The organism is Lysobacter sp. TY2-98, assembly GCF_003367355.1.
In the GTDB taxonomy this organism is placed as follows: Bacteria; Pseudomonadota; Gammaproteobacteria; order Xanthomonadales; family Xanthomonadaceae; genus Cognatilysobacter.
This window is the reverse complement of the sequence record NZ_CP031413.1, coordinates 1,221,841-1,236,763: the sequence shown is the minus strand read 5'-3', so window position 1 is coordinate 1,236,763 and position 14,923 is coordinate 1,221,841. Positions and strand designations below refer to the sequence as shown.

Here is a 14,923-nt window from a genome sequence, read left to right as displayed (position 1 = left end):
AAGATAACCGACGGCCGGCGCCACTACGGCCGCGACCGCCGGTCGACGGTCACGTTCCGCGCGAAAACCGGGTTTTGGATCAGGTGACGTCCGCCTCGGTCGTCGCCTGCAGCTCGTAGCGGCTGGGACGCGGGTTCAGATGGCCGCAGGCCTTGCAGGTGCGCAGGTGGTCGTCCCGGTAGAAGCGCTCGAACACGCGGAAGAAGTCCTGCTCGATGTCGACCAGATGGAAGAACTCCTCGTACACCTTCGCGTTGCAGCGCTCGCAGAACCACATGAGCGCGTCGTCCTCGTGCGGCAGGCGCTTGCGCTCGATCACGAGACCGACGCCTCCCGCGCTGCGCTGCGGGCTGTGCGGGACGCGCGGCGGCAGGTAGAACATCTCGCCTGCGCGGATCGGGATGTCGCGAACCGCGCCGTCTTCCTGGATGCGCAGCACCATCTCGCCTTCCAGCTGGTAGAAGAACTCCGGCCCTTCCTCGAAGTGATAGTCGGTGCGCGCGTTCGGCCCGCCGACGATCATCACGATGTAGTCGCCATCGACGATGCACTTGTTGCCCACCGGCGGCTTCAGCAGGTCGCGATGTTCGTCGACCCACTTCTGCAGGTTGAGGGCGTCGGGCAGTTTCACGACCGCAGCGCCGCCACGCACTTCATCTCGACGGCGATCGGCGTCGGCAGCCAGCTCACGCCGACTGTCGTGCGACAGGGCGCGGCCTCGGGCGAGGGGAAGTACTCGGCCCAGATCTCGTTGAACACGCGGAAGTCGTGGGGCAGGTCGGTCAGGTAGACGGTGACGTCGACCAGGTCCTCGAGCCCCAGGCCGGCCGAGCCCAGTACCGCACGCACGTTGCGGAACACCGCGCGGCACTGCGCCTCGATGTCGTAGCTCATCAGCTTGCCTTCGGTATCGCGCACGTCGCCGCTGACCTGGTTGGTGTCGGGGTCGCGCGGGCCGATGCCCGATAACAGCAGCAGGTTGCCGACCCGGCGCGCGTGCGGGTACATGCCGACGGGGCGCGGCGCGTGGTCCTTCAGGATGATGCTGTCGCTCATGCGGTTCGCTCCGGTGAATCGATGTGGGTCAGCGCGTGCGCGTAGGCATCCGCCAACACGGTATTGCCGTCGACGTGCAGGCCGAGATCGCGCACCAGGCCATCGTCGAGCCGGTAGCACCAGGCGTGCACCGTGACCTGCTGCCCGCGCGCCCATGCATCCTGCAGGATCGACGTGCGCGCGACGTTCATGACCTGCTCCAGCGCGTTCAGTTCGCACAGGCGGTCGTGCATCGCGTGCTCGTCGCCCAGCGGCTGCAGAAGCGACTGGTGCTTCTCGGCCACGTCGGCGACATGGCGGACCCAATTGTCGGCGAGGCCGAGTCGCCGATGCGTCAGCGCCGCGTGCACGCCGCCGCAGCCGTAGTGCCCGACGACGAGGATGTGCCGCACCTTCAGCACGTCCACCGAGAACTGCAGCACCGACAGGCAGTTCAGGTCGGTGTGGACGACGACGTTGGCGATGTTGCGGTGGACGAACACCTCGCCCGGCGCCATGTCGATGATCTGGTTGGCGGGCACGCGCGAATCCGAGCAGCCGATCCACAGGTATTCGGGCGCCTGCTGTTGCGACAGGCTGGCGAAGAAACCGGGATGCTCGCGCTCGATGCGCGCGGACCACTCGCGGTTGCGTTGCAGAAGGTCGTCGAGGGTTTCCGTCACTCGCAGTTCTCCAGGCAGATTCCGACGTTCTTGGGCTCGGTGAAGAAGCGCATCGCTTCCCAGCCGCCTTCGCGGCCGAGCCCGGACGCGCCTGCACCGCCGAACGGCGTACGCAGGTCGCGTTGCATCCAGGTGTTGATCCAGACCATGCCGACGCGCAGGGCGGCGGCGAGACGGTGCGCGCGGCCGAGATCGCGCGTCCACACCGACGCCGACAGCCCGTAGTCGCCGCAGTTCGCGAGCGCCAGCGCCTGCGCCTCGTCGTCGAACGCCTGCACGGTGACGACGGGCCCGAAAATCTCGTCGCGATTGGTCGCGCAGTCCGGGCCGAGGCCGTCGATCACGGTGGGCTCGAGGTACCAGCCCGGGCGATCGATTCGCCTTCCCCCGCAGACGATGCGTCCGCCCTCGGCGGTGGCGCGGGCGATCGCGGCGGTGACCTTGTCGAAGTGCGCCTGCGAGACCAGTGGCCCCATGTCCGTGTCGGTGTCGATCGGGTCGTCGACCCGCAGCGCGCGAACGCGCTCGACGAAAGCGTCGACGAACTCGTCGTGGATCGAGCGCTCGACCAGCAGGCGCGAGCCGCACAGGCAGATCTGCCCGGTGTTCTGGAACGCGGAGCGCACCAGCAGGTCGAGATGCTCGCGCCATGCGCTGTCGGCGAATACGAGCGTCGCGTTCTTGCCGCCGAGTTCCAGCGACACCTTCTTGAGCAGCGGCGACGCGACCCCCGCGATGCGACGGCCGACCGCCGTGCTGCCGGTGAAGGTCACGGCCTTGACGTCCGCGTGAGAGACGAGGGGCTCGCCCACCTCCGCGCCAAGGCCATGCACGATATTCAGCACGCCGGGCGGAAAACCGATCTCGCCCGAGAGTTCGCCCAGCAGCGCCGCCGTCCACGGTGTGATTTCCGACGGTTTAGCGACCACCGTGTTGCCCGCCGCGAGCGCCGGCGCGATCTTCCACGTCAGCAGGTAGAGCGGCAGGTTCCACGGCGAGATTGCCGCGACGACGCCGAGTGGCGTGCGCAGCGTGTAATTCAGCCCGGCCTCGCCGTGGTGCGATTCGCTGGCGAATTGCGTCGCCGCGTGCGCGAAGAAGCGGAAGTTCGAGATCGCGCGCGGGATCTCGATCGTGCGCGTCAGACGCAGCGGTTTGCCGGCGTCGCGTGATTCGGCGGTCGCGAAGGCTTCGAGCTTGGCTTCGATGGCATCGGCGAGGCGCTCCAGCCACATCGCGCGCTCGCTGTTGCGCAGCGCGGCCCATGCGGGGGCGGCGCGGCGCGCGGCGTCGACCGCCGCTTCGATGTCCGCGGCGTCACCGGCGGCGACCTGTGCGAGAACGCGACCGCTGGCCGGCTCGTGCACGTCGATCCAGCGATCCGTTCGCGACGGTACGGACTGCCCGTCGATCCAGTGATTGAGGCGCATACGTACAAGCTTAACGGACCGCGTGTAGCGGCCGTCGCGATCAGATCGACTGCATGCGCCCGCCGTCGACCGCCACGCTGACGCCGTTGACGTAAGCCGCGGCCGGCGAGCACAGGAAAGCGATGACCGAGGCGATTTCGCTCGGCTCGGCGAACCGCGCGGCAGGCACGGTGCGACGCATGCCGTCGGCGACGTCATCCTCGCTCTGGCCGGTCGCCTTGGAGCGATCAGCCAGGATCTGCGCCAGGCGTCCGGTCCTGGTGTAGCCGGGCAGCACGTTGTTGACGGTGATGCCTTCGGCGGCGAGTTCCCGCGAGAGCGTCTTCGCCCAACTCGCGACCGCGCCACGGATGGTGTTGGACACGCCCAGATTCGGAATCGGCTCACGCACCGACGTCGAGATGATGTTGACGATGCGTCCCCACGCCGCGCCGCGCATGCCCGGCAGCACCGCCTGCACCAGCACCTGGTTGGCGAGCAGGTGGCGGGTGAAGGCATCACGGAACGCGTCGAGTGACGCGGTGTGCGCGGGGCCACCCGGCGGGCCGCCGGTGTTGTCGATGAGGATGTGCACCGGCTTGCCGGCGGCGACGCCTTCGGCCTTTGCGCGCAGCGCATCGAGATCGCTGACGTCGGCAGCGATCCAGCCGTGCGCCTGCGCGCCGCGCCTGGGCAGCTCAGCCGCGACCTGCTCAAGCACGTCAGGGCGACGCGACAGCAAGGTGATATCCGCGCCCAGCAACGCGAGTTCGAGCGCGGTTGCGCGGCCGATGCCTTCGGAGGCGCCGCAGACGAGCGCGTGGCGGCCGGTGAGGTCGAGATCCATGGGGTCAGTCTCCTGCGTGCGTCGATTCGAGGGTCCCGCGCATCCACGCAGCGACGTCGCGATCGCTGGCGTCGGCTGACGCTGCAAGGCGGTCGATCACGGCGTGGCGGTTCGCGAGCGGATGGTTCTGGCTCAGCTTGGCCTTGAAGTCGATGCGATCGACGGGCAACCAAAACCCGAGGATGCCGCGCAGCTGCACGCGCTCGGTTTCATTGCTCGCGTCGTAGCGCCAGTCACCGCCCACGCGGGCTTCATGCGTGTCGCCGAGCGCGGTGAGGAGGTCACCCAACAATGCGTCGTCATCGAACCACTCGAGCTCGCCCGACAGGTGTGCGACGACGTAGTTCCACGTCGGCACACGCGCCTGTTCGGCCTTGTCGGTGTACCAGCTCGGCGACACATAGGTGTGCGGGCCGCGGAAGATCGCCAGCGCACGGCCGCGATGACGCGTCTGCGGGTTGGGGCGTGCGAGATGGCCGCACAGCTCGACCGAATCACCGTCGCGCCGGTACAGCACCGGCAGGTGCGAAATGACGGGCCCGCTGTCGTCGACCGTGATGAGGGTGACGAACGGATGCGCCGCCGTGAGCGCGTCGAGCCGCGCGAGATCGCGCTCATCGAATGCCCGCGGCAGGTAGAGCGTCACTGGCGGCGCGGCAGCTTGACGATCATCTGGCGACGCAGCGCGTCGTCGGTCGTGCCCTGCGGCGTGGACAGCGTGTCCAGGTCGACACCACGTGCGTAGGCATCGTCGGCATCGAGGCCGTCCAGCGAAACGAATTCGGCATCCATCAGCGCGGCGCGGGCGCTGTCCTCACTGTCGTAGGGCAGGGTGGCGCCGTCGCAGTCGAGCACTTCGGCGGTACCGGCTTCCCTGACGCGAAGACGCGCCCAGATCAGCGTGTCGCCCGCAGTTGCGAGCCACCATTCGTCATGCATCGTCAGGCTCCCATCCAGTACGACACCAGCCACAGCAGCCACGCCAGCACGAGCCCGGCGATGATCGTCAGCAGCGAGACGCGCGCCGGCGTCGCCAGCCCGCTGAGGTTCCGGTCCGGTGTATCGCGATAGCCCGCGAACAGCAGCCACTTCCACGCACGCAGGCGGAAGAACGCATTCGGCCCCAGTTCGGCGTCGAGCTCGGGATGGCGGTCGCGGATGTGCACCAGCGCCAGCGGCCAGAAGATCACCAGCGCCGTAGCACCGGCGATCGAAAGCGCCACGAAGCACAGGGCGAGGAACAGGATCATCAGAACTCCGCCTGGCCAGGCGCGCGCGGGTAGGGCAGTGCGTCACGGATGTTCGACAGGCCACAGACGTAGACGACGAGGCGCTCGAAGCCGAGGCCGAAGCCCGCGTGCGGCACGGTGCCGTAGCGACGGAAATCGCGATACCAGCTGTAGTGCTCGGCATCGAGGCCGAACTGCGCCATGCGCTTGTCGAGCACGTCGAGGCGCTCTTCGCGCTGGCTGCCGCCGATGATTTCGCCAATGCCCGGCGCGAGCACGTCCATCGCGGCGACGGTTTTCCCGTCGTCGTTGAGGCGCATGTAGAACGCCTTGATGTGCTCGGGGTAATTCATGACGACGACCGGGCGACCGACGTGATCCTCGGTCAGCCAGCGCTCGTGCTCGGTCTGCAGGTCCAGGCCCCACTCGACGGGGAAGTCGAACTTCTTGCCCGACTTCTGCAGCAGCGTGATCGCTTCGGAATAGTCGATGCGCTCGAACGGTGCGTTGACGAACGCCTCGAGGCGCGTGATCGCATCCTTCTGCACGCGTTCGGCGATGAACGCCATATCGTCCGCGCGCTCAGCGAGCACCGCGCGGAACAGATACTTGAGGAATTCCTCCGCGAGGTCGGCATCGTCGTTGAGATCGGCGAACGCGATCTCCGGCTCGATCATCCAGAACTCCGCGAGGTGGCGCGTGGTGTGCGAGTTCTCGGCGCGGAAGGTCGGGCCGAACGTGTACACCTTGCTGAGCGCGAGGCAGTAGGCCTCGACGTTGAGCTGGCCCGACACGGTCAGGAACGTTTCCTTGCCGAAGAAGTCGCGGCTGAAGTCGACATTGCCCTTGGCGTCGCGCGGCAGGTTGGCCATGTCGAGCGTCGACACGCGGAACATCTGGCCCGCGCCCTCGGCGTCGGACGTGGTGATGATCGGCGTCGAGATCCAGTAGAAGCCGCGTTCGTGGAAGAACCGGTGCACGGCCTGCGCGAGCGTGTTGCGGATGCGCGTCACGGCGCCGAACAGGTTCGTGCGCGGACGCAGGTGCGCGACCTCGCGCAGGAACTCGAGCGAGTGCGCCTTGGGCTGGATCGGATAGGTCTCCGGGTCCTCGACCCAGCCGACGACCTCCATCGACGTCGCCTGCAGCTCGAATGCCTGACCCTGTCCCTGCGACTGCACGACCTTGCCGGTGGCGATCACGGCGCAGCCGGCAGTCAGCCGCTTCACTTCGGACTCGTAGTTCGGAAGGTCGGCCGGCGCGACCACCTGGATCGGCGCGAAGCACGAGCCGTCGCTGACGTTCACGAAGCTCAGCCCCGCCTTCGAGTCACGGCGCGTGCGGACCCAGCCACGCACCGTGACTTCGCCGCCAACCGGCACCTTGCCCGCGAGCACCTGCTCGACGCTCATGATCGTCATGCGTGACCGTCCGTCCTGATCTTGATTTCCGGGCCGGTCGGCCCGACGTGGGACGCAGAGTTTACGTGCTGTTGCAGGGGCGTTGCGGCCCCGATGCCTATACTCGTCCCGCATCCTTGCCGTACCGGAGTCCGCATGGCCGTCTCGCTCGCCCCCGCCGCCCTCGACCGCGTCCGTCGCTACCTCAGCGAGACGCCGGACGCGCTGGGCCTGCGTTTCGGGGTCAAGAAGACGGGCTGTTCGGGCTGGCAGTACATCGCCGACCTCGCCAAGCAGACGGAGCAGGGCGACCGCGTCTTCCTGCAGGACGACGTGCGCATCTACGTCGACGAGGCGAGCCTGGCGATCGTGGACGGCACCGAGATCGACCTGATCCGCCAGAAGCTCGGCGAGCAGTTCGTGTTCCGCAATCCGAACGTGCGCGGTGAATGCGGTTGCGGCGAGAGCTTCACCACCTCCGACGAGCACTGATCCGCGACGCCCGGCACGGGCGACACGCTCCGAGGCGGCGCTAGACTCGGGCGGTCCCGTCCGGAGTCCGCCGATGCTTCGTCCGCTGCTGCTCGCCGTCGCGCTGTCGACGTTATTGCCCGGCATTTCGTTCGCCGCCACCGCGCCTGTCGCCGTGAGCGCGAATGCCGCCACCACGTCGCTGCACCGCTTCTTCGACGAAGAGTGGGAACGCGGCCTGCGCGAATACCCGGAGAACGCGACGGCGAACGGCGACACGCGCTTCAATGATCGGTGGACCGACCAGAGCCTGGATGCCATCCATAAGCGCGAGGCCGAAGACCGCGACGCCCTGGCGCGCCTGAAGGCGATCGATCGCAACGCGCTGTCCGAGGCCGACCGCCTCAACTACGACGTCTACCTATGGGATCTGCAGCGCACGGTCGAACGCCAGCGCTTCAACGAATGGCAGCGCCCGCTCACGCAGCGCGGTGGCGTGCAGACCGCCGACGAGATCGTCGAGCTGATGGAGTTCCGCACCGTCAAGGACTACGAGGACTGGCTCAAGCGCCTCGACGCGCTGCCGACTGTCCTCACTCAGACCGAAGCGCTGATGCGCGAAGGCGTCAAGGCCGGGAACACGCCGTCGCACGTGCTGATGGAACGCGTGCCGGCGCAGATCCGCGCGCAGCTGGTCGACGACGTCACCAAGAGCCGGTTCTACCAGCCGTTCCTGAAATTCCCCGACACCGTCCCAGAAGCCGATCGCGCGCGTTTGCGAGCGCGAGCGTCCGAGCTGATCCGCCAGCGCGTGATTCCGGCCTATCGCGAGTTCGCGACGTTTTTCGACACCGAGTACCTGCCGAAGACGCGCACGTCGATCGCGGCGGTGGACCTGCCGGACGGCAAGGCGTACTACGACTTTCTTGCCGGCTACTTCACCACGACGGATCTCACGGCCGACCAGATCCATGAGATCGGCCTCAAGGAAGTCGCGCGCATCCGCGGCGAGATGGAGAAGGTGAAGGCGGAAGTCGGCTTCAAGGGCACGATGCAGGAGTTCTTCCAGTACCTGCGCACCGACCCGAGGTTCTTCAAGAAGACGCCGGACGAGCTCTTCGAGGCCTACCAGGCGGTCGCCAAGCGCATCGATCCGGAGCTCGTGAAGGTGTTCCGCACGATCCCGCGCCTGCCGTACGGCGTGCGTCCGATCCCGGCGGCCTCCGCACCCGACACGACCACGGCGTACTACCAGCCCGGCGCCAGCGACGGCAGCCGCGCGGGCTACTACTACGTCAACCTCTACAAGCCGGAAACGCGGCCGACGTGGGAGATGGTCCCGCTGTCGCTGCACGAGGCCGTCCCGGGTCACCACTTCCAGTTCGCACGGGGACTGGAGATGCAGGAAGCCCCAATGTTCCGCCGCACCGCGTACTTCGTGGCCTACGGGGAAGGCTGGGGCCTGTACGCCGAGCGCCTAGGCTACGACATGGGCCTCTACGACGACCCGTACGACCGCATGGGCCAGCTGGCCTACGACATGTGGCGCGCGGTGCGGCTGGTGGTCGACACCGGCATGCACGCGAAGGGGTGGTCGCGCGACCGGGCCATTGAGTACTTCATGGACAACTCGCCGAAGACCCGGCAGGACGTGGTCAACGAGATCGACCGCTACATCAGCTGGCCCGGCCAGGCGCTGGGCTACAAGATCGGCCAGATGAAGATCTCGGAGCTGCGTGAGAGGTCGGCCCGTGAGCTCGGCGACCGCTTCGACCTGCGCGACTACGACGACGCCGTACTCGAAACCGGCTCGGTCCCCCTTTCGGTGCTGGAGAAGCACATCGACGAGTGGATCGCCGCCCGCAAGCAGGCGCCAGCGGCCGCCAAGGCGCGCTGACCGCGGCCCGGCCGGGTAGGGCGGCCGTGCCGCTCGCCCGGTTTCACGCGGATTGCACGTAACCCATTGAGCTGCCATAATTTCCGGCTCCGTGGCCCACCGCCGCGGAGACCTTGCCCCACTGCCGCTTCACCGCGGGGGGCTGTACGGCGCGACGAGCGCCGCCATCCACAAGGAAACGAAAATGCGTCATTACGAAGTCGTGTTCCTGGTCCATCCGGACCAGAGCGAGCAGGTCCCGGCCATGATCGAGCGCTACAAGTCGCTGATCGAAGGCGCTGAGGGCAAGGTCCACCGCCTGGAAGACTGGGGCCGCCGTCAGCTGGCGTACCCGATCCAGAACCTGGTGAAGGCCCACTACGTCCTGCTCAACATCGAAGCCTCGCAGGCCGCGATGAACGAGCTCGTCGACAGCTTCCGCTTCAACGACGCCGTGCTCCGCCACCTCGTCATCAAGCGCGACGAGGCGGACACCGAGCAGTCGCTGATCATGAAGTTCAAGGACGAGAAGGGCGACAAGGGCGAGCGCGGCGAGCGCCGCCGCCGTGACGACGATGGCGACGGTGCACCCGCCGCCGACGCCTCCGACAACGCCGAAGCCGCCTAAGGAATCCGACCCATGTCCAAGTTCTTCCGTCGCCGCAAGTTCTGCAAGTTCACGGCCGAAGGTGTCAAGGAGATCGATTACAAGGATCTCAACACCCTGCGCCAGTACCTCACCGAGACCGGCAAGATCGTCCCGAGCCGGGTCACCGGCACCAAGTCGAAGTACCAGCGCCAGCTGGCGACCGCGGTCAAGCGCGCTCGCTTCCTCGCGCTGATCCCGTACACCGACAACCACAACGCCTGAGTGCGTTCCGCACGGGAGTCCGCATCGATGCGGGTTCCCGTCGGCAGCCACTGAGTCATCCATTCGGACAGCGATCCGCTGTGTCGCCGGCGAGCGCCGGACGGCACTAACGAATACGGAGCATCACCATGCAGCTCATTCTTCTCCAGAACGTCACCAACCTCGGCAAGCTCGGCGACAAGGTCAACGTCAAGCCGGGTTACGGTCGTAACTTCCTCGTTCCGCAGGGCAAGGCCGTGCCGGCCACCGCGTCGAACCTGGCCGATTTCGAGGCGCGCCGCGCCGAGTTCGAAGCCAAGGCCAAGGCGCAGCTGGAAGGCGCCGAGAAGCGCCGCGCCGACCTGGAAGGCGTCGAAGTGACGATCGCCGCGAATGCGTCGGCCGAAGGCAAGCTCTTCGGTTCGGTCACGCCGCGTGACATCGCCGACCAGCTGACCAAGCTCGGCCACAAGGTCGACAAGTCCGAAGTCGTGATGGGCGAAGGCCCGTTCCGTCGCGTGGGCGAGTACGAAGTCTTCGTGCGCATGCACGCCGACGTCGAGCAGCAGGTCAAGGTGATCGTGGTCGGCGAAGCCGCCTGATCCACGCCTCATCGCGACATCCGAAGGGCGCCTCCGGGCGCCCTTCGTCGTTTCGGGCGTCGCGTTGCTGTCGCGGATTCGAGGTGCGACATGCGACGAACAGGATGGCAAGCACCCGGATCCGCTCCAGCGATCGTCGGCGTATAGACCGTCGCAGCGCGCGAGACGCCCAGGGCGGATAAACCGGTCGAGTTATCCCGACTTACCCACAGACTTATCTGCAACGGACGCAGGCTCGTGCTGGCTAGGATGCCGCGGGGACATCGCACCGCGATGGCAGCTAGAGAACAGCAATCACGATGAGCGCACGCGCCGGCTTCCGTAACGAAAAGCGCTTCGAGACGCGCGCCGAGCAGCGCGTGGACCAGCTGCGCGTGCCGCCGCAGTCCGTCGAGGCCGAGCAGGCCGTGCTCGGTGGCCTGATGCTCGCGCCGGACGCCTACGACCGCGTCGCCGACCAGATCAGCGACAGCGACTTCTATCGTCGCGATCACCAGCTCATCTATCGCGCGATCCGCGAACTCGCGGAGAAGAATCGCCCGTTCGATGCGGTGACGCTCGGCGAATGGTTCGAGTCGATGGGCCAGTCCGAAATGGTGGCCGGAGGCGCGTACCTGATCGAACTGGCGAGCACCACGCCGTCGGCCGCGAACATTGCGGCGTACGCCGAGATCGTGCGCGACAAGGCGATCCTGCGGCAGCTGATCGAGGTCGGTACCGAGGTCGTCAACAACGCGTTCCAGCCGGACGGCCGCGAGAGCGGCGAGATCCTCGAGGAAGCCGAGCGCGAAGTGCTCGCGATCTCGCAGGCGAACCGCACCGGACGCAGCGACTTCACGCCGGTCACCAAGGCGCTGTCGGAAGCCTTCGACGAACTTCAGACGCGTTATGCCAACGGCAGCGGCGTCACCGGTCTGCCGACGGGCTACACCGAATTCGACGAGATGACGGCCGGCCTTCAGAAGACCGACCTGGTGATCCTTGCCGCGCGCCCCGCGATGGGCAAGACGACGCTCGCGCTCAACATGGCCGAGTACGCGGCTTTCAAGAGTCGCCTGCCGGTGGCGGTGTTCTCGATGGAAATGTCGGCCTCGCAGCTGGCGATGCGCCTGATCTCGTCGGTCGGCCGCGTCAATGCGCAGCGCCTACGCACGGGCCAGCTTGAGGACGAGGACTGGAGCCGCGTCACCGGCGCGATCCGTCAGCTGCGCGACGCGAAGATCTTCATCGACGACGAGCCGGGCCTGTCCCCGGCGAAGCTCGCGTCGAAGTGCCGCCGCCTCAAGCGCGAGCACGGCATCGGCCTGATCGTCATCGACTACCTGCAGCTGATGAGCGTGCCGGGCAACAACGAGAACCGCGCGACGGAAATCTCGGAGATCTCGCGCTCGCTCAAGGGCCTGGCGAAGGAGCTCGCGGTGCCGGTGATCGCGCTCTCGCAGCTCAACCGCTCGCTGGAAACGCGCACCGACAAGCGCCCGGTGATGGCCGACCTGCGCGAATCCGGCGCGATCGAGCAGGACGCCGACATGATCGTCTTCATCTACCGCGACGATTACTACAACAAGGAAAATTCGCCGGACAAGGGCTTGGCCGAAGTCATCATCGGCAAGCAGCGAAGCGGTCCGACGGGTTCGTTCAAGCTGAAGTTCTTCGGCGAGTACACCCGCTTCGACAATCTTTCACACGATTCGATCGGTTCGTTCGAATAACGTCGCGGGGTGCAGCGCATCCCGGTCGATTCGGAAGCATTGAGCAGCGTGGGCTACGACCCGGCGCATCGGGTGCTCGAGATCGAGTTCACGAGCGGCAGCATCTACCGGTATTTCGACGTGCCGATGCGCGAGGCGCTGCGGCTGTTCGAATCCGGGTCGCTCGGCCATTACTTCAGCGAACGCGTGCGCGACCGCTACCGCTTCGAGCAGGTGCACTGACGCCGCCTTAGAATGCGGGCATGGCACGACCGACCTCCGCGACCATCCACGTCGACGCCCTGCGTCACAACCTCGGCCAGATCCGCGCCCGCGCGCCGAACAGTCGCGTGATGGCGGTGGTGAAGGCCGACGGCTACGGCCACGGTCTCGAGCGCGTGGCGCGAGCGCTGGCGGGTGCCGATGCGTTCGGCGTGGCCGCGCTGTCCGATGCCGAGCGCCTGCGCGCGGCGGGCATTTCACAGCCGATCCTGTTGCTGTCGGGATTCGACGAACCGTCGGACATCGAGCGCCTGCGCGCGCTCAACGTGTGGACGGCGGTGCACCATGTTTCGCAGCTGGAGATGCTGGAGCAGGCCGCGCCGGGCGAACCGCTCGACTGCTGGCTCAAGCTCGACAGCGGCATGCATCGCCTGGGCTTCGCGCCCGATGCGTTCCACGACGCGCATCGACGCCTGACTGCCCTGCGCGGCGGCACGGTCGGCGCGATCGTGCTGATGAATCATTTCGCGAGTTCCGACGAATTCCTCGACAGCCCGTCGCTCGGCGCGCAGACGCGTGAGCAGATGGAAGTATTCCGCGCGGTCACCGCGGGCCTGGACGGCGCGCGCTCGCTGGCGAACTCCGCGGCGGTGCTCGGTTGGCCCGACGCGCATGACGACTGGGTGCGCCCCGGCGGCGCGCTGTACGGCATCTCCGTCGTCGACGGTCGCACCGGCGAGGACTTCGGCCTGCGGGCGGCCATGACGCTGTCGACGCGCCTGATCGCGGTGAACCGCGTCTGCAAGGGTGGGCGGATCGGCTACGCCGGCACGTGGGAGTGCCCGGAGGACATGGATGTCGGCGTCGCAGCGATCGGTTACGGCGACGGCTATCCGCGCGCCGCACCCGCGGGGACGCCGGTGCTCGTGGGCAGCCATCGCACGCAGGTGATCGGGCGCGTGTCGATGGACCTGATGACGGTCGATCTGCGCGGCGTGCCCGGTGCGCGCGTCGGCGATCCCGTCACTCTGTGGGGGCCGGAGCTTCCGGTCGAAACCATTGCCAGCGCTGCGCGCACGATCGGCTACGAGCTGACGTGTTCGATCACGCGACGCGTCCGCTTCCTCGAGCGCTGACCCATGCCCGTCGCGCTCGTCTGGTTCCGGAACGACCTGCGCCTCGACGACAACCCGGCGTTGCAGGCCGCGCTCGAAGGCGGCTTCGACGTGGTGCCGGTCTACATCCACGACCCGGACGGCGAGGGCGCGTGGGCGCCGGGCGCGGCGTCGAACGCCTGGCGAGCTCGGTCATTGCAGGCGCTCGACGACGACCTGCGCGCGCACGGGAACGCGCTGCGCTATTTCCTCGGCCATGCAGGACCGACCCTCGCCGGCATCGCCGCCGCGGCGGGTGCCGACGCCGTCTTCTGGAATCGCCGCTACGAGCCCGCGGTCGAGGACCGCGACGCACGCATCAAGCGCGACCTGCGCGAACAGGGCCTGCAGGTCGAGAGCTTCAACGGCGCGTTGCTGTTCGAACCGTGGACGCTGAAGACCGGCAAGGGCGGGCCGTACAAGGTGTTCACGCCGTTCTATCGTGCGGCGCTGGCCCGGTGGGCGCCCACTGCGCCGTACGACGCGCCGGAGCGCATCCCGCACAGCAACGACGGGCCGGAGGGCGTGGGCCTCGACCATCTCAAGCTGACGCCGCACACCGATTGGGACGGCGGCTTCTGGGCGCACTGGACGCCCGGTGAAGCCGGCGCCCGCGAGGCGCTGGAGGTGTTCGTCGACGGCGGCCTGCATGGCTATGTCGAAGGCCGCGATCGGCCGGATCGTACCGGCACATCGCGCCTGTCGCCGCACCTGCATTTCGGCGAGATCGCGCCCTGGCGTGTCGTGCAGGTCATCGAAGCGCAGCGTGGCAGTGTTCCGGACGCGCAGATCGACGCTTTCCTTCGGCAGCTCGTGTGGCGCGAGTTCGCAACGCACCTGTTGCACCACTTCCCGCATACCTCCGAATCCGATCTGGACGAACGTTTCGCGACCTTCGACTGGGCGAAGCCGCCACGAAACATCGTCGATCGCTGGCGCCGCGGTCGCACGGGCGTTCCGATCGTGGATGCGGGGCTGCACGAGCTGTGGTCGACCGGATGGATGCACAACCGCGTGCGAATGATCGTCGCGAGTTACCTGTGCAAGCACCTGCGCGTGCATTGGCGCGTCGGTGCGGAATGGTTCTGGGACACGCTGGTCGACGCCGACCTCGCCAACAACACGATGGGCTGGCAATGGGTGGCGGGCACCGGGGCGGATGCCGCGCCGTACTTCCGCGTGTTCAATCCGGTGACGCAGGCCGAGCGTTTCGATCCGCGCGGTGAGTACGTTGCGCGGTGGTTGCCCGAACTCGCGGGGATCCCGGTGCCGCTGCGGCATGCACCGTGGCGCGATCCGGCGCTTTTGGCACGCGTCGCGCCGTCGTATTCGAAAACACCACTCGTCGACCTTGCGCGCGGCCGCGACGACGCACTGCTCGCGTATCGGAAACTGCGCGACGCACGACATGGCGATGACGAACATCGCTAGAGGCTGAACGGCCCTTGCGCCCC

General features: G+C 67.4%; 18 protein-coding genes. 9 read left to right on the top strand and 9 right to left on the bottom strand.

What is annotated here, in order from left to right:
- Positions 1–79: 79 nt before the first annotated feature.
- Genes DWG18_RS05830 through asnS form a run of 9 tightly spaced genes read right to left on the bottom strand, consistent with a single transcriptional unit; the run spans position 80 to position 6,624 of the window.
- Positions 80–631 (bottom strand): 3-hydroxyanthranilate 3,4-dioxygenase, encoded by a 552-nt coding sequence (locus tag DWG18_RS05830; RefSeq protein WP_115648057.1) that lies wholly within the window; start codon positions 629–631, stop codon positions 80–82.
- Positions 628–1,056: a RidA family protein gene (locus DWG18_RS05825; RefSeq protein WP_115646222.1), complete on the bottom strand. Its 429-nt coding sequence runs from the start codon at positions 1,054–1,056 to the stop codon at positions 628–630. Before DWG18_RS05825 ends, DWG18_RS05830 begins: the two co-directional genes overlap by 4 nt.
- Positions 1,053–1,718, bottom strand: a complete 666-nt coding sequence (can, locus tag DWG18_RS05820; protein WP_115646221.1) for a carbonate dehydratase — start codon at positions 1,716–1,718, stop codon at positions 1,053–1,055. The genes DWG18_RS05825 and can overlap by 4 nt, the downstream gene beginning before the upstream one ends.
- Positions 1,715–3,148 carry an aldehyde dehydrogenase gene (locus DWG18_RS05815; protein WP_115646219.1) on the bottom strand — a complete coding sequence of 478 codons (1,434 nt, stop codon included), beginning with the start codon at positions 3,146–3,148 and terminating at the stop codon, positions 1,715–1,717. Before DWG18_RS05815 ends, can begins: the two co-directional genes overlap by 4 nt.
- A gap of 40 nt (positions 3,149–3,188) precedes the next feature.
- Positions 3,189–3,974 (bottom strand): SDR family oxidoreductase, encoded by a 786-nt coding sequence (locus DWG18_RS05810; protein ID WP_115646217.1) that lies wholly within the window; start codon positions 3,972–3,974, stop codon positions 3,189–3,191.
- Between the two features lie 4 nt (positions 3,975–3,978).
- Positions 3,979–4,620 (bottom strand): FMN-binding negative transcriptional regulator, encoded by a 642-nt coding sequence (locus DWG18_RS05805; RefSeq protein WP_115646215.1) that lies wholly within the window; start codon positions 4,618–4,620, stop codon positions 3,979–3,981.
- Positions 4,617–4,913: a hypothetical protein gene (locus DWG18_RS05800; protein WP_115646213.1), complete on the bottom strand. Its 297-nt coding sequence runs from the start codon at positions 4,911–4,913 to the stop codon at positions 4,617–4,619. The genes DWG18_RS05805 and DWG18_RS05800 overlap by 4 nt, the downstream gene beginning before the upstream one ends.
- A gap of 2 nt (positions 4,914–4,915) precedes the next feature.
- The gene (locus DWG18_RS05795) at positions 4,916–5,224 is read right to left on the bottom strand and encodes a hypothetical protein (protein WP_115646212.1); all 309 of its coding nucleotides are present in this window, start codon (positions 5,222–5,224) and stop codon (positions 4,916–4,918) included.
- Positions 5,224–6,624, bottom strand: coding sequence for an asparagine--tRNA ligase (asnS, locus tag DWG18_RS05790; RefSeq protein ID WP_115646210.1), 1,401 nt, complete (start codon positions 6,622–6,624; stop codon positions 5,224–5,226). Before asnS ends, DWG18_RS05795 begins: the two co-directional genes overlap by 1 nt.
- Positions 6,625–6,759: 135 nt before the next feature.
- On the opposite strand from asnS, the gene DWG18_RS05785 reads away from it, so the two are divergent.
- The 9 genes from DWG18_RS05785 to DWG18_RS15385 all read left to right on the top strand — a co-directional run bounded on the left by DWG18_RS05785 (position 6,760) and on the right by DWG18_RS15385 (position 14,900).
- Positions 6,760–7,095 (top strand): iron-sulfur cluster assembly accessory protein, encoded by a 336-nt coding sequence (locus tag DWG18_RS05785; RefSeq protein ID WP_115646208.1) that lies wholly within the window; start codon positions 6,760–6,762, stop codon positions 7,093–7,095.
- 73 nt (positions 7,096–7,168) lie between these two features.
- On the top strand, positions 7,169–8,971 hold the full coding sequence (locus DWG18_RS05780; protein WP_115646206.1) for a DUF885 domain-containing protein: 1,803 nt from the start codon (positions 7,169–7,171) through the stop codon (positions 8,969–8,971).
- A gap of 184 nt (positions 8,972–9,155) precedes the next feature.
- Positions 9,156–9,578: a 30S ribosomal protein S6 gene (gene rpsF, locus DWG18_RS05775; protein ID WP_115646204.1), complete on the top strand. Its 423-nt coding sequence runs from the start codon at positions 9,156–9,158 to the stop codon at positions 9,576–9,578.
- Positions 9,579–9,590: 12 nt separating this feature from the next.
- A complete protein-coding gene (gene rpsR, locus DWG18_RS05770) occupies positions 9,591–9,821 on the top strand; it encodes a 30S ribosomal protein S18 (protein WP_031372470.1) in 231 nt (76 codons plus the stop codon).
- Between the two features lie 128 nt (positions 9,822–9,949).
- Complete coding sequence (gene rplI, locus DWG18_RS05765; RefSeq protein WP_115646203.1) at positions 9,950–10,402, top strand: 50S ribosomal protein L9; 453 nt, start codon at positions 9,950–9,952, stop codon at positions 10,400–10,402.
- Between the two features lie 299 nt (positions 10,403–10,701).
- A complete protein-coding gene (locus tag DWG18_RS05760; RefSeq protein ID WP_115646201.1) occupies positions 10,702–12,114 on the top strand; it encodes a replicative DNA helicase in 1,413 nt (470 codons plus the stop codon).
- A gap of 9 nt (positions 12,115–12,123) precedes the next feature.
- Positions 12,124–12,336, top strand: a complete 213-nt coding sequence (locus DWG18_RS05755) for a KTSC domain-containing protein (RefSeq protein WP_115646199.1) — start codon at positions 12,124–12,126, stop codon at positions 12,334–12,336.
- A gap of 20 nt (positions 12,337–12,356) precedes the next feature.
- A complete protein-coding gene (alr, locus tag DWG18_RS15390) occupies positions 12,357–13,451 on the top strand; it encodes an alanine racemase (RefSeq protein ID WP_205289405.1) in 1,095 nt (364 codons plus the stop codon).
- 3 nt (positions 13,452–13,454) lie between these two features.
- Positions 13,455–14,900: a deoxyribodipyrimidine photo-lyase gene (locus DWG18_RS15385; protein ID WP_205289404.1), complete on the top strand. Its 1,446-nt coding sequence runs from the start codon at positions 13,455–13,457 to the stop codon at positions 14,898–14,900.
- Positions 14,901–14,923: the final 23 nt, after the last annotated feature.

Bases quoted from the DNA above. Each gene is read 5' to 3' on its own strand.
- DWG18_RS05825 (WP_115646222.1), bottom strand. From the start codon at position 1,056: ATGAGCGACAGCATCATCCTGAAGGACCACGCGCCGCGCCCCGTCGGC.
- DWG18_RS05815 (WP_115646219.1), bottom strand. From the start codon at position 3,148: ATGCGCCTCAATCACTGGATCGACGGGCAGTCCGTACCGTCGCGAACG.
- DWG18_RS05810 (WP_115646217.1), bottom strand. From the start codon at position 3,974: ATGGATCTCGACCTCACCGGCCGCCACGCGCTCGTCTGCGGCGCCTCC.
- DWG18_RS05800 (WP_115646213.1), bottom strand. From the start codon at position 4,913: ATGCATGACGAATGGTGGCTCGCAACTGCGGGCGACACGCTGATCTGG.
- DWG18_RS05795 (WP_115646212.1), bottom strand. From the start codon at position 5,224: ATGATCCTGTTCCTCGCCCTGTGCTTCGTGGCGCTTTCGATCGCCGGT.
- asnS (WP_115646210.1), bottom strand. From the start codon at position 6,624: ATGACGATCATGAGCGTCGAGCAGGTGCTCGCGGGCAAGGTGCCGGTT.
- DWG18_RS05785 (WP_115646208.1), top strand. From the start codon at position 6,760: ATGGCCGTCTCGCTCGCCCCCGCCGCCCTCGACCGCGTCCGTCGCTAC.
- DWG18_RS05780 (WP_115646206.1), top strand. From the start codon at position 7,169: ATGCTTCGTCCGCTGCTGCTCGCCGTCGCGCTGTCGACGTTATTGCCC.
- rpsF (WP_115646204.1), top strand. From the start codon at position 9,156: ATGCGTCATTACGAAGTCGTGTTCCTGGTCCATCCGGACCAGAGCGAG.
- rpsR (WP_031372470.1), top strand. From the start codon at position 9,591: ATGTCCAAGTTCTTCCGTCGCCGCAAGTTCTGCAAGTTCACGGCCGAA.
- rplI (WP_115646203.1), top strand. From the start codon at position 9,950: ATGCAGCTCATTCTTCTCCAGAACGTCACCAACCTCGGCAAGCTCGGC.
- DWG18_RS05760 (WP_115646201.1), top strand. From the start codon at position 10,702: ATGAGCGCACGCGCCGGCTTCCGTAACGAAAAGCGCTTCGAGACGCGC.
- alr (WP_205289405.1), top strand. From the start codon at position 12,357: ATGGCACGACCGACCTCCGCGACCATCCACGTCGACGCCCTGCGTCAC.
- DWG18_RS15385 (WP_205289404.1), top strand. From the start codon at position 13,455: ATGCCCGTCGCGCTCGTCTGGTTCCGGAACGACCTGCGCCTCGACGAC.